The organism is Limnohabitans sp. JirII-31, from assembly GCF_002778315.1.
Taxonomy (GTDB): domain Bacteria; phylum Pseudomonadota; class Gammaproteobacteria; order Burkholderiales; family Burkholderiaceae_C; genus Limnohabitans.
On record NZ_NESA01000002.1, the window covers coordinates 168,318 to 182,165 of the forward strand.

The window sequence follows — 13,848 nt, forward strand, 5'->3', positions numbered from 1 at the left end:
AACGAGATACTTATGACGCGCTTTTCTCACATGGTTAAAACCTGCCTGGCTGGCTTGTGCCTGTTGGCTGCGGGTGCAGCGTGCGCTGACCGCGTTAAGGATTTGGCTTCTCTGGCTGCCCAACGCCCCAACCAATTGATTGGTTATGGTTTGGTGGTGGGCTTGCAAGGCACAGGTGACGACGCCTCAGTACCTTTCACCACCCAAAGCATGAAAGCCATGTTGGCGCAAATGGGCGTGCGTATCGACGGCCCGTTGACCGACTTTGAACAAGCCACCACGGCGGCACGTGTGGACATCAAAAACACCGCCGCAGTGTTGGTCACCGCTGACTTGCCAGGCTTTGCCAAGCCCGGTCAACGCATCGACATCAACGTCTCGGCCATCGGCAAAGCCACCAACTTGCGCGGCGGCAGCTTGGTCATGACGGCCATGCGCGGTGTGGACGGCGAAATTTATGCCTTGGCTCAGGGCGCGCTCACGGCCACTGGCATTGATGCAGGCGCAGCAGGATCGAAAGTCCAAATTGGCGTGCCCACCTCGGCGCGTATCCCGGGTGGTGCCATCGTGGAACGCGTGGTGGACACGCCGTTTGAGAGTTCAGAGAACATCATCTTCAACATCCGTGAAAACGACTTCTCCACCACGACGGCCATCGTCAACGCGATCAATAAAAAATTTGGCGGCGACATTGCACAAGCTTTGGATGGTGTATCGGTATCGGTACGAGCCCCCCAAAACTTGAACCAACGTGTGGCCTTCATGAGCATGGTGGAGTCGCTGGAAGTCACCCCAGGTGAACCACCGGCACGCGTGGTCATCAACTCACGCACCGGTACGGTGGTGATCAACCGCTCGGTGCGCGTCACTGCCGCGGCTGTGTCGCACGGCACTATCTCGGTGGCCATCACTGCCACCAACGAAATTTCACAGCCCAATATGCTGGCCGGTGGTCAAACCGCTGCGGTGCAAAACGCCGATGTCAAAGTGGCCGAACCCAACAACCCCATGTTCTTGTTCCAGCCCGGTGTGGAGCTGCGTCAAATTGTGGATGCGGTCAACCAAGTGGGTGCCACACCGTCGGCCTTGATTGCCATTCTTGAAGCCTTGAAAAGTTCTGGCAGCTTGCGTGCCGAGCTGATCATCATCTAACCCGTCTCAGAGCACGCCATGAGCAGCCCCGTCGACACCTCCACCGCCCGGTCCTATTTGGACTTTTCGGGCCTGGGCGAGTTGCGTGGCCAGGCGCAGCAAAACAGTGACAAGGCGCTGAAAGAGTCGGCGCAACAGTTCGAGGGCTTGTTCATCCAGATGATGATGAAGTCCATGCGCGAAGCTTCCACGCCAATGAAGGACGAAGACAACGAGTCCAATGCCCGCGAGAGCTTTGAAAACATGTTTGACAAAGAAGTCTCGGTGCAAATGGCCAAACGGGGCGCCATGGGGGTGGCCGACTTCATGGCCAAAGCCGTCAAGCAACAAACCCAGCCCAGCACCGCCGACATGCTCAAAGCCCGCACCGGCATGGCTCTGCATCCCGCAGAACAAGCCATGCCCATGGGCAAACCGGCAGACCCCAGCATGACGCTGCAAAAGCCGCGCATCAAAACGCTGGATGAACTCAAACTCATGAACAGGAGCGGTTCATGAGCGACATGTTGGGCATCAGCAGCAATGCCATCGGCGCTTACCAGCGTGCACTGAGCACGGTGAGCAACAACATTGCCAACGTCAACACCGAAGGTTATTCGCGCCAAGACGTGGTGCTCAAAGACACGGCGCCTTCCAAAGCGGCCAATATGTTTTTTGGCACTGGCGTGGCACTGGAGGCCGTCAAGCGCCAGTTCGATGCTTTTGCCGAATCGAACCTGCGCAACAGCACCAGCGATTTGTCGAGTCAAAAGCCCATGGTCGAATACACCAAGCGGGTGATGGACATCATGGGCGACAAGAGCGTGGGCTTGAGTTCAGCCTTGGACGACTTCTTTGCCGCCGCCAACAGCCTGTCGGCCGATCCTGCATCTTCTGTTCAACGCAGCACCTTCTTGCGCAGCTCAGAGGGCTTGGGCTCTCGTTTTGCAGAACTGTCTGGCCAGCTTGATTTGGTGGGCACCGAGACCCGTCAAGCGCTGGAAAGCACGACCAATCAAGTCAACACCCTCACGGCGCAACTGGCCCTGGTGAACCAAAACATGGCCAAGTCGGCCTCCTTGGAGGGACAGTCCGCTGAAATTTTGGACCGGCGTGATTTGTTGTTGCGTCAACTCTCAGACTTGGTCCGAATCAAAACCAGTTTTGCCACCAACGGCACAGTGAATGTGAGTTTGGGCAATACCGCCACGCAAAGTGTGGTGGTGGACGGTCAAAAGTCGCGTCCGATTGGCATTGACACATCGGTCAAAGGCAAAACAGAACTCTTGCTGGACCCCTACGGAAAAACCGAGTCGCTGGCTGCTGCAAGCGGTGGTCAGTTGGGGGGCTTACAAACTTTCATCAGTCAGGTCTTAGAGCCTGCGCAGAAAAACCTCAATTTCTTGGCCAAAACGGTGGTGACCGAGGCCAACAACATTCAGACCAACGGCATCGACGGCTATGGCCAAACAGGGCAAAACCTGTTCGCCTTAGACCCCAGCGCCACGAATGAAGCTGCTGGTATTCATGTGGCTCTCAATGACGCCATGCGTGTGGCCACGGCGGCGCAATTTCGCGTCAGTGAAGCCAACGCCAACACCAGCAACACACGCGCCAGTGTGCAGTATTCAGTTGGCTCCAAGCCGATGGGCAACGGTATCAGCAACACCAGCTTGGTGAACAACCCCAACCCGACAGCAGGCGTCACCATCAAGGTGGAAGGGGCGCATGTTTTCAGTCCGGTGACCACTTTGTCTGCCGGCGTCAAAGCCACCTTTTATTTGGACGACGCCAAGCCAGGCCAGCAACTGCAAGTCTTGACCCGCGATGGTCGGCAACTGCTGGGACAAACCTTGAGTGAGACGGAAAAGTTTCAGATGCTCACGCCCGACAACGGGTTTGTGCCTAACTCGACCTACAGTGACGCCTATCTCAACCAAACCGGCGATAAAAGTTATCGCCAGATGGACGTCTTTTACGGTGCCATGGCCAAGGTTCGGTACGCCCAGGTGTTCGATAAAAACGGGGCGGCCGCACCACCCCAAGCGCAAGCTGCCGTGCTTGAGACGGGGCGCATCCCCGACAACGCTGCGGGCACACAAATTCAGGCCGGCGCCATTGTGCTCAACGGGGTGAGTCTGCCAGACCTCACCACACAGCCAGCCACCGCTTTGTCGCCCAACGACGTGGCCGCCTGGGTCAATGGTGCATCCAAAGTCACCGTGTCGATTCCTGACTTCAATGGGTTTCAAGCCTCTGTGGGTGGCGTCAAGCTCGACGCCCAGGCTTTGAATCCTGTCCCCAACGATTTGGTGACCTTGGCCAGCACCTTGCAAGCGCGTTTGCGCGCCTTAGATGGCAGCAACAACATCAGCGTGAGCTTGATCAACAACGACCAAGACATTCAAATCACCGACGCCATGGGGCGCGCGATCAGCGATGTGTCCGTGACGCCCAATGGGGGTTCTACATCGGGCGGCACGGTCTCGGTCGTCAGCAGTTTGACCTCACAGACTGGCGTTCATGCCGAGGTGTTCAGCGAAATTCGCGTACCCACGCAGCAACTGGACTTTTCCAAACACCTCAAAATCAATGGCCAATTGGTGACAGGGGCCTTCAAAGACGTGAAGGGCTTGGTCGATGCCGTGAATGCTTTGCAACCCGGCATCGGTGTGAAAGCCAGCGTCAAAGATGGCGAACTGGTGATTTCCTCACTCACCACCGGCGCGCCGATTGTGTTGAACACCGATGCCGTCGCGGGTGAAGGCAGCAACAACTTGCTGGGCTTGTCGGCGATGACTTACAACGGTCAGGTGCGTTTGGTGCAAGTCGCGCGTGACTTGCACATTCCAAGCACCAACATTGACTTGAATCGAAAAATACAAATCAATGGCGTGAGCATCAACACCGCAGGGCTTACCGCGTTGCCTTTGACCGATCGCCTACAGGCCTTGGCAGACCGTATCAACGATCCAAGCCAAGACCCAAGCCCAGGTGTCAAAGCCTCGATTGGTTTTTATGGCGATTTGGTGCTCACCACCACCGATGCCTCTGGCACGGCCAATATTTCCATCGGTCCAGGTAAAAACAGTGACGGTACGTACGAGCAAAACGGTTTGGGCCTAGAGCCGCTGGATTACTCGGTCGAAGATCGCCTCAAACAGTTGTCTGTCAACGACCCTGCCAAGGTCGACATCCGTTTGTCCTTTGGCAGCTATGGCGACCCGGCCCTCATGGGCTCGCCTGCCGACTTGGCGAAAGCGGGCTTGCGCACAGGTGCCTACATCGAGGGTGGTTCACAAGACGATCTGTTGGTGTTTGTCACTGGACAAGGCAAAGCCAGTGTGGCGGCCAGTTTCAGTGGCACGCCCTCTGACATGCGTGATAACTTGCGCAGCCAGTCGCTGGTGGTCAACTTCACAGCGGCGGACCGCTACACCATCACCGATGCCAAAACGGGTACGCAACTCGCTGATCGACATTACGACCCGACGGTGCTGGAGCCTCTGATTGACTTCGAAGGATTGCAACTCAAGCTCTCGCACAACCCCAGCGTTGGCGACAGTTTCCAAATCGATGGCAACCAAGATGGCTTGGGCAACAACGTCAACATGTTGGCCATGGTGGACTTGGCGAAAAAGCCGGTCATTGGTGACAAAACCATTGCCAACAGTTACATCGACCAAATCAACAACGTGGGTAACTTGGCGCAACAAGCCAACATCACCCAACAAGCCTTGACAGTGGTGAACGACCAAGCGGTGGCCGCACGCGACAAAGTCTCAGGCGTGAATTTGGACGAAGAGGCTGCTGCGCTGATTCGTTACCAGCAGGCGTACCAGGCGTCGGCCAAAGCGCTACAGGTGTCAGGCCAGTTGTTTGACTCGATCGTACAAATTCGGTGATAGAGAGAGCCCATGAAAATATCCACCACGCTTTACTTTGACCGTGCCACCCAGCAACTGGGCAATGTGCAGGGCGAACTGGCCAAAACACAAGAGCAGTTGTCGACCGGTAAACAAATTGTCAAACCGAGTGATTCGCCAGACAAAGCTTCCTTGGTCACACGGCTGGAGTCAGAGTTGGCACGTCAAGCCAGCTACCAAAACACCTTGAAGTCGGTCAACACACGCCTACAGTCGGAAGAGACAGCCCTCAAAAACACCAGCGATGTGCTGTTGCGCATCAAAGAACTGTCGATTCAAGCGTCCAGCGATACCTTGGCTCCGGCAGATCGTCAGTCACTCGCGCTCGAAGTCACGTCGTTGAAAGAACAAATTTTGAGTTTGGCCAATTCGCAAGACACCAATGGAAATTATTTGTTTTCGGGCAGTCGTGTGGGGCAGCCTGCATTTGGGCAAGACGCCAGCGGACAAGTGGTGTACCAAGGCGATCAGGCACGCATGAAAGTGGCGGTGGGTGACAACCGCCGCATGAACATGAACATGCCGGGCTCTGATGCGTTTGTCAAAGTGGTGCGCACAGACAGCAAAGGTCAAAAAACGGCAGTGAGTTTCTTCCAAGCCTTGGACGATCTGTCCAACGCCATCAAAAATTCCGACCACGCCAAGATGCAAAGTGGCATTGCCGAGATGGACAGTTTGCAACAAGGCACCAGCGATGCGCTGGCTCAGGTGGGCACGGACATGAACGTGGTGGACATGCAAAACAGCGTGCTTGATGAGGTGACGCTGCGCTTGAAAACCACCAAGTCCGATACCGAAGACTTGGACTACACCTCAGCCATCACCAAAATGAACAAAGACCAGTTGGCGCTGGAGGCGGCGCAAAGCAGCTTTGCCAAGATTTCGCAACTGAGTTTGTTCAAGTACATGAACTGATCGATTCAAGAAAACGTGTATTCAACCGATTGACAGACCATGACCACAACGACCGCCACCTCTACCAGTTCATCAGCCTCTGCAGGCCTGATTGCCGCTTTAGGTGCAGGTTCTGGCATGAACACCCAGGCCTTGGCACAGAGCTTGGTCGATGCTGAAAAGACACCACAAGCCAAAATCATCAATGACAAGATTGATGTCACCAAAAAAGAAATCACGGGTTACAGCGGATTGATGTTCGTGGTGTCCGAGGTCAAAAAAGCGTTCGATGTGTTGGCTGACCCGACGCAGTTCGCAGGCCTTGTCACTAAGAATTCTCAGCCTGCGGCTTTTGACGTGATCACCAATCCCAGCGCCCAGCCTGGCATGCACGACATCAGCGTGACCAACGTGGCCAAACCACAGCGTTCACTCACCAATGCGGGCTTTGCCGACAGCGCGAGCACCGTGGTGTCCGGCACAGATTTCACATTGAGTTTGACCACAGGAACGGCCACGGCCGTACCCATCACAGTCCCTGCCAACAGCACCTTGGTGGGCGTGAAAGACGCGATCAACTCAGCCAATGCGGGTGTGACGGCTCAAATCATCGACTCAGGCGTGCAGGGCGCGACAGACCGCTACAAAATCATGGTCACAGGTCAACCTGGGGCCAGCAATGCTTTCACATTGAGTTCGTCCATTGCGGGCGTTGGTTTCAACACCAACCCAACGCCGGGTCAGTCCGACAGCACCTTGCAGGCGGCGCTGAATGCCAACATTGTGGTGGATGGCATCAGCTATTCACGCTCTTCGAACACCATCCCTGATGTGGTGCCAGGCGTGACGTTTGACCTGCTCTCTGAAACGGTGGGCTCTTCGGCATCCATTCAGCTGAGCCGAGACACCACCGATTTAAAAACGAAGATCGACAAGGTGGTGTCCACCTTCAATGATTTTCAAAACTTCATCAAGATTGCGACCGACCCTAAATCGACCGACCCAGACTTTGGTGGTTCTTTGGCCAAAGTTTCTATCGGTAAAACAGTCCAAGCCAAACTGCGACAACTGGTGTTTGGCACTGCGGGCTCCAGCACCAACAACAGCGTGCGTGGTTTGCGTGATTTGGGCGTGACCTTGCAGCAAGACGGCACCTTGACCGTTGACGCCACGGTGTTTCAAAAAGTCAGCACTGCCAATTACGACAAAGTCGTCTCGATGTTCTCAGGTAAAAGCTTGCAGAACGAAAAAGGTGCCACCACAGATGGTGTGGCAGTCTCTCTCACCGGTTGGGTCAAAACCTTGGTGTCCGCCCAAGGCCCTTTGCTGCAGGGGAGCCAAAATGATTCGACCAAGGTCAACAAATACCAAGACGACCTGACCAAACTGCAAACACGCATGGACGCATTGCTGGCGCGTTACACCAAGCAGTTTGCAGCCATGGACTCTATCGTGGGTAAGAGCAACAGCTTGAAGACCAGTTTGACATCCACCTTCGACGGCATGATGAACGCCTATAAGAAATAACGGTGTCTATTCACAAAAAGCGGCAACCTGTTGCCGCTTTTTTTATTCTCTTAACACATTTCATTTTTTTTTATAAATTTTCTTAAGTTCCATTTCCAGGCGTCGATCTATAAGGTACGGAGCACAAGACTCCTACTTCTTAATCTTCAACTCTGAAAAGGGGAATTGCCATGTCTCTCGTCGTTAATACCAACACCAAATCCAGCATCGCCCAAGACTCGATCATGAAAGTGGGCCGTGATCTGTCCACCGCCATGGAGCGTTTGTCGACTGGCAAGCGCATCAACTCAGCCAAAGACGATGCCGCTGGCTTGTCCATCAGCAACCGCATGACCTCGCAAATCCGCGGCCTGAACATGGCGATCAAAAACGCCAACGATGGCATCTCGTTGATGCAAACCGCTGAAGGCGCGTTGGACGAAGTGACCTCGTCTCTGCAACGCATGCGTGAACTCGCCGTGCAAGCCGCCAACGGCACCAACAACGCGCAAGACCGCGCTGCACTGGACGCTGAAGTTCAGCAGCTCAAGTCTGAGATTGACCGCACGGCCAAGACCACCCAGTTCAACAGCATCAACTTGTTGGATGGTTCGTTCCAAAACAAACAACTGCAAATTGGCGACAAGGCCAACCAAACGCTCAAAGTGGGCATTGCCAGCACCAAAGTGTCTGACCTGGGTCTGGGCACCAGCGCTGCAGGTGGCAACACCTTCATTGGCGGGCGCTTGGGCTTTACCAACACGGCCAGCACCATTTCTTCCTCGTTCGCCAGTGGCGGCAGCCTGAGCTTGGTGATCAACGGCACCATCATCTCCAAGATCAAGTCTGACACCAGTGGTGCCAACAACACCAAGTTGGACATCCATGACGTGGTGACCGCCATCAACAACTCGCGCGCCGGTGTGACGGCCAGTGCCTTCAACGAAGCCACGGCTGCAACAGCGGGTAACGGTGTGATTGGATCGACGGCCTCGTTGACCATCACGGTGACGACGGTTGACGATGCCGCCTCCTTGGCCATCAAGGTCTCCAACACCAACAACATGCAAGAAGTGGTTGACAAGATCAACGCACAAGGTGGTGCTGCGACGGTGCAAGCGCGCATCAACGACGAAGGCAAGCTGGTGTTGTTCAACAACTCTGGCGCCAAATTGACCGTCACGGACACCATTGGCGGCACAACAGTAGGCTCTAACGTGGCCGTGGGCTTCAAGAGCGGCGATGTCTTCCAGGGCATGTTGAAGCTCGAGTCGCAAACGGATGCACCAATTCGCGTTGGTGTTCTGAGCAGTTCAGGGACACCTAATGCAACGGATGCGAATGCTGCGTTGGACACCTTGGGGCTGGTGCAAACTTATGGCATGCGAAGCGGTGACTTGGTGACCACATCGCCAGGCACGTCGACAGAACAATTCGTGGACGCTTACACCTATGAAGGTGCAGCCATCACGGATTCCACGGCGACATGGGCAGCAGGTGAGGTCAAGATCAACGGTGTCGACATCTATCGTTCGGGTGAACAAACTGACACCACGGCCAAGAAGATTCAGCTCATCAACACCTTTGCCGATCAAACCGGTGTGTTTGCACAAGCCATTACCAACTCAAGTGGTTCAGTTGCGATCCGATTGAACTCGGTGAACAACCGCCCCATCAGCGTGGACTTGGGCAATGACACCATCGGTACTTATGGCGGTTACTCGTCGCACGGTTTGCGTGAAGTCAACGTGGGCGACGCTTACTATGACACCACCAAACCCACCTTGGGTAACAGCGGTGGTTCGTCGATGACGGGGATGAACGTGTTGTCGGCTGCTTCGGCTGCTGATGCCATGAAGGCCATCGACAACGCGATTGAGCAAGTCAGCCAGTCACGTGCGCAGTTGGGTGCTTACCAAAACCGCCTGAATGCCACGGTGAACAACCTGAGCAACGTGGTGACCAACACCGAGCAGTCGCAGAGCCGCATCATGGACACCGACTACTCGAAAGAGACCACCGCATTGGCCAAGAGCCAGATCATTTCGCAAGCTGCCACAGCCATGTTGGCGCAAGCGAACCAGTCGGCACAGAACGTGATGTCGCTCTTGAAATAAGCTAAATCAAGCTGTTAGCATGAGGGCTGTGTCTGCTGACTCAGCCCTTTTTTTATGTCCAAGCCTCAACTTCACCATCTGTTTCTCAAGGCAGAAAAAGCCAGAAAATCTGCCAACTTTGCCGAATGTAAACGTTTGTGTGAAGCGATATTGCGCATCAACAAAGACGAGATGGGGGCGGTTGAAACCTTGGCACTGTGCGCCCTAGAAACCAAGCACTTTGCTCAAGCCTATGACGCTGCGCGAAAACTCACCGAGGCGGAGCCTCTCAATGTCAACGGTGCCATGATTGCCTCTGTGGCATTGATGAACACCAGTCAAGACGAGTTGGCAGTTCACCTGCTCGAAGACCAAATCAGTCGTACTCCCGATGTACCCGCGCTTTTTTTCAACTTGCATTCGGCCTACGCTGCTTTAGGCTTGAACCAAAAAGCGCTTGAGGTGGCGATGAAGGCCATTCAGTTGGTGCCCACCAATGCAGACGCGTACAACAACTTGGGTGCGAGTTTGCACGCCTGTGCCCGCCAGTCCGATGCCGTGATTGCTTTTCAAACCGCGGTTGACCTGAACCCCAAGCACTACACCGCCCGATTGAATTTGGCCAATGCGATTTCGGGGGATGATGAAAAAATCGTCAGTGAAATCGAGTACGTGGTGCGTGAGGCCAAAGGTGTTTTGAGCGAGCGAGCTTTGGTAGGTGCTTTGCACAACACCGCTTTTCCGTATCTTCGACTTGGAAATTTAGAAAAAGGCTGGGAGAGACTTGAATATGGTTTTAGTCCTCTGATTGACTCCAACCGAGGTCGCCGCCCGCAACGCACGTTCAAAGAACCTCGCTGGACGGGGGAGCCCTTACACGGCAAAACGCTGCTGGTTTGGCGCGAGCAAGGTTTGGGAGACGAAATCATGTTTGCTTCCATGCTGGATGAATTACGCGCCTTGGACGGCAAGGTGATTGTTGAGTGTGAGCCTCGTTTGGTGTCGGTGTTTCAACGCTCGTTCCCTGAGTTTGAAGTACGGGCAGAAATTTACCGCGCTATTTTTCCGTTTGACAGCCCAAACAAAGACTTCAACGTACAAATTCCACTGGGTAGTTTGGCGGCTTTGTATCGCCGAAAAATTGAAGATTTTGAGCGTTCAAAACCTTATTGGTTGCCTGAGCCTGTCAAGCAAGCAGACTACGCGCAGCGCTTGCAAGAAGCATGTGGCAGCAAACTGCGTGTGGGTCTGTGCTGGCGCAGTGCCGTGGTGTCACCTACCCGAAGCACCTCTTACACCATGCTGTCTGATTGGGCTGACCTGTTGAGGCGAGATGACGTGTGTGTGGTCAACTTGCAATATGGTCCGTGCGAAGAAGAGTTGCAACAAGTCGAAGCTGAACTGGGTTGCAAAGTTATTCGTTGGCCAGACACCGATTTGCAAAGAGACTTAGAAGCCGTGGCCGCCATCATTGCCAATTTGGATGTGGTGTGTTCTGTGGGAACTGCGGTGGCTCAAATCAGCGGCGCGGTGGGAACCAAAACCTTGCTGTGTGCAGACTCTTACAACTGGACCTCTTTTGGCACTCAGGGCTACCCATTTCAACCGAGCATGCAATTGGTGGTGGGTGACGAGAAAAGTAGTATGAAATCTGCTGTCGACAAGTCCATCCGAAATATTTAATTTTTTCGCTCAAGTTCTTGGATTGAACGCCGATGCATAGATTGCCTAGTTTTAAGTTGGCACTATGACAGGTGCTTAAGGAGAATTTATGAGTTCAATTAACAACACGGGTGGTGTCGTTACTGCTGCTTTTGCACAAAACCATGCAGGTTCAATCTCGCCTGCTCCCGCCGTGGCTACGGAGCCCGTGGCGCAGCCCTCTGATATTGCCAACCGTTTCAAAGACTTTCGTCAGGTGGTCGAGAAATCATCGAGTCAACTCGATGACAGTCGCAGGCAATTGGAGCAGGCGGTGCAAGAACTCAAACGCACATCGGACAACGCAGGCCGAGCGCTTGGTTTTCGAATTGATCCTGCGGTCAGTGGAACCATCGTGACGGTTTCTAACTTAGAAACCGGCCAAGTCATTCGCCAAATTCCCGACGAAGTGGTGGTGCGTGTCGCCCACTCTATTGAGAAGATGAAGGGCTTGCTCTTCGACGGAAAACTTTAATTTCGTCTTGTCAGCGGCATTGGCTTGCCGCTTTTGAAAAAAAGTGGCAAATATTTGCCGCTTTTTCCTAAAGTAAGCCCAACACAGTCCGAATCACCAAGTACGGCGCCCAGAGCACCTACCTTTTAACTCTCTCTAGGAGAATGTGATGACTGTTGTTAATACCAATGTGAAGGCGTCAATAGCCCAAGACTCGCTCATGAAAGTGGGCCGTGATCTGTCCACCGCCATGGAGCGTTTGTCGACTGGCAAGCGCATCAACTCAGCCAAAGACGATGCCGCTGGCTTGTCGATCAGTACCCGCATGGATTCGCAAATCCGCGGCCTGAACATGGCGATCAAAAACGCCAACGATGGCATCTCGTTGATGCAAACCGCTGAAGGCGCGTTGGACGAAGTGACCTCGTCTTTGCAACGCATGCGTGAACTCGCCGTGCAAGCTGCCAACGGCACCAACAGCGCTCAAGACCGCGCTGCACTGGACGCTGAAGTTCAGCAGCTCAAGTCTGAGATTGACCGCACGGCCAAGACCACCCAGTTCAACAGCATCAACTTGTTGGATGGTTCGTTCCAAAACAAACAACTGCAAATTGGCGACAAGGCCAACCAAACGCTCAAAGTGGGCATTGCCAGCACCAAAGTGTCTGACCTGGGTCTGGGCACCAGCGCTGCAGGTGGCAACACCTTCATTGGTGGTCGCTTGGGCTTTACCAACACGGCCAGCACCATTTCTTCCTCGTTCGCCAGTGGCGGCAGCCTGAGCTTGGTGATCAACGGTACCGTCATCTCCAAGATCAAGTCTGACACCAGTGGTGCCAACAACACCAAGTTGGACATTCATGACGTGGTGACCGCCATCAACAACTCGCGCGCCGGTGTGACGGCCAGTGCCTTCAACGAAGCCACGGCTGCAACAGCGGGTAACGGTGTGATTGGATCGACGGCCTCGTTGACCATCACGGTGACGACGGTTGACGATGCCGCCTCCTTGGCCATCAAGGTCTCCAACACCAACAACATGCAAGAAGTGGTTGACAAGATCAACGCACAAGGTGGTGCTGCGACGGTGCAAGCGCGCATCAACGACGAAGGCAAGTTGGTGTTGTTCAACAACTCTGGCGCCAAATTGACCGTCACGGACGCTATTGGCGGCTCGACAGTGGGCTCTAACGTGGCCGTGGGCTTCAAGAGCGGCGATATCTTCCAAGGCATGTTGAAACTCGAATCCAAAACCGATTCGCCTATCAGCATTGGCGTGCTCAGCAATGCAGGTACGGTGTCAGCGACCGTGACCACGGCTGCGTTGGACACCTTGGGGCTGGTGCAAACTTATGGCATGCGAAGTGGTGACTTGGTGACCACATCGCCAGGTACGTCGACAGAACAATTCGTGGACGCTTACACCTACGAAGGTGCAGCCATCACGGATTCCACCGCGACATGGGCAGCCGGTGAGGTCAAGATCAACGGTGTTGACATCTACCGTTCGGGTGAACAAACAGACACGACAGCCAAGAAGGTTCAGCTCATCAACACCTTTGCCGATCAAACCGGCGTGTTTGCACAAGCCATTACCAACTCTGACAGCTCTATTGCGATCCGATTGAACTCGGTGAACAACCGCCCCATCAGCGTGGACTTGGGCAATGACACCATCGGTACCTACGGCGGTTTTGCCTCGCACGGTTTGCGTGAAGTCAACGTGGGCGACGCTTACTATGACACCACCAAACCCACCATGGGCAACAGCGGTGGTTCATCGATGTCTGGTTTGAATGTGTTGTCCACTGCTTCTGCAGCAGACGCCATGAAAGCCATCGACAACGCGATTGAGCAAGTCAGCCAGTCACGTGCGCAGTTGGGTGCTTACCAAAACCGCCTGACCGCGACGGTGAACAACCTGAGCAGTGTGGTGACCAACACCGAGCAGTCGAAGAGCCGCATCATGGACACCGACTACTCGAAAGAGACCACCGCATTGGCCAAGAGCCAGATCATTTCGCAAGCTGCCACAGCCATGTTGGCGCAAGCGAACCAGTCGGCACAAACAGTGCTCTCGCTGTTGAAGTAAGAAGTTAGATGGCAGTTCAGGGCTGGGTGTTCACGCACCCAGCCCTTT

At 54.4% G+C, this 13,848-nt stretch carries 9 protein-coding genes; all 9 read left to right on the forward strand.

The features are described from left to right. Window positions 1–12: 12 nt before the first annotated feature. The 9 genes from B9Z41_RS04340 to B9Z41_RS04380 all read left to right on the forward strand — a co-directional run bounded on the left by B9Z41_RS04340 (window position 13) and on the right by B9Z41_RS04380 (window position 13,800). A complete protein-coding gene (locus tag B9Z41_RS04340) occupies window positions 13–1,152 on the forward strand; it encodes a flagellar basal body P-ring protein FlgI (RefSeq protein WP_100145439.1) in 1,140 nt (379 codons plus the stop codon). 18 nt (window positions 1,153–1,170) lie between these two features. Beyond that, entirely contained in the window at window positions 1,171–1,650 is a 480-nt protein-coding gene (locus B9Z41_RS04345) for a rod-binding protein (protein ID WP_100145441.1), read from the forward strand. After that, window positions 1,647–5,036, forward strand: a complete 3,390-nt coding sequence (flgK, locus tag B9Z41_RS04350; RefSeq protein WP_100145443.1) for a flagellar hook-associated protein FlgK — start codon at window positions 1,647–1,649, stop codon at window positions 5,034–5,036. The genes B9Z41_RS04345 and flgK overlap by 4 nt, the downstream gene beginning before the upstream one ends. A 12-nt stretch (window positions 5,037–5,048) precedes the next feature. Continuing rightward, window positions 5,049–5,972, forward strand: coding sequence for a flagellar hook-associated protein FlgL (gene flgL, locus B9Z41_RS04355; RefSeq protein ID WP_100145445.1), 924 nt, complete (start codon window positions 5,049–5,051; stop codon window positions 5,970–5,972). Window positions 5,973–6,011: 39 nt separating this feature from the next. Next, on the forward strand, window positions 6,012–7,478 hold the full coding sequence (gene fliD / locus B9Z41_RS04360; RefSeq protein ID WP_100145447.1) for a flagellar filament capping protein FliD: 1,467 nt from the start codon (window positions 6,012–6,014) through the stop codon (window positions 7,476–7,478). A gap of 170 nt (window positions 7,479–7,648) precedes the next feature. Beyond that, complete coding sequence (locus tag B9Z41_RS04365) at window positions 7,649–9,574, forward strand: flagellin (RefSeq protein WP_100145449.1); 1,926 nt, start codon at window positions 7,649–7,651, stop codon at window positions 9,572–9,574. Window positions 9,575–9,628: 54 nt separating this feature from the next. Continuing rightward, window positions 9,629–11,236: a tetratricopeptide repeat protein gene (locus tag B9Z41_RS04370; RefSeq protein ID WP_100145451.1), complete on the forward strand. Its 1,608-nt coding sequence runs from the start codon at window positions 9,629–9,631 to the stop codon at window positions 11,234–11,236. Window positions 11,237–11,324: 88 nt separating this feature from the next. Continuing rightward, window positions 11,325–11,729: a flagellar protein FlaG gene (locus B9Z41_RS04375; RefSeq protein WP_100145453.1), complete on the forward strand. Its 405-nt coding sequence runs from the start codon at window positions 11,325–11,327 to the stop codon at window positions 11,727–11,729. A gap of 148 nt (window positions 11,730–11,877) precedes the next feature. Continuing rightward, window positions 11,878–13,800, forward strand: coding sequence for a flagellin (locus tag B9Z41_RS04380; RefSeq protein ID WP_100145455.1), 1,923 nt, complete (start codon window positions 11,878–11,880; stop codon window positions 13,798–13,800). Window positions 13,801–13,848 lie beyond the last annotated feature (48 nt).

Bases quoted from the DNA above. Each gene is read 5' to 3' on its own strand.
- B9Z41_RS04340 (WP_100145439.1), top strand. From the start codon at position 13: ATGACGCGCTTTTCTCACATGGTTAAAACCTGCCTGGCTGGCTTGTGC.
- B9Z41_RS04345 (WP_100145441.1), top strand. From the start codon at position 1,171: ATGAGCAGCCCCGTCGACACCTCCACCGCCCGGTCCTATTTGGACTTT.
- flgK (WP_100145443.1), top strand. From the start codon at position 1,647: ATGAGCGACATGTTGGGCATCAGCAGCAATGCCATCGGCGCTTACCAG.
- flgL (WP_100145445.1), top strand. From the start codon at position 5,049: ATGAAAATATCCACCACGCTTTACTTTGACCGTGCCACCCAGCAACTG.
- fliD (WP_100145447.1), top strand. From the start codon at position 6,012: ATGACCACAACGACCGCCACCTCTACCAGTTCATCAGCCTCTGCAGGC.
- B9Z41_RS04365 (WP_100145449.1), top strand. From the start codon at position 7,649: ATGTCTCTCGTCGTTAATACCAACACCAAATCCAGCATCGCCCAAGAC.
- B9Z41_RS04370 (WP_100145451.1), top strand. From the start codon at position 9,629: ATGTCCAAGCCTCAACTTCACCATCTGTTTCTCAAGGCAGAAAAAGCC.
- B9Z41_RS04375 (WP_100145453.1), top strand. From the start codon at position 11,325: ATGAGTTCAATTAACAACACGGGTGGTGTCGTTACTGCTGCTTTTGCA.
- B9Z41_RS04380 (WP_100145455.1), top strand. From the start codon at position 11,878: ATGACTGTTGTTAATACCAATGTGAAGGCGTCAATAGCCCAAGACTCG.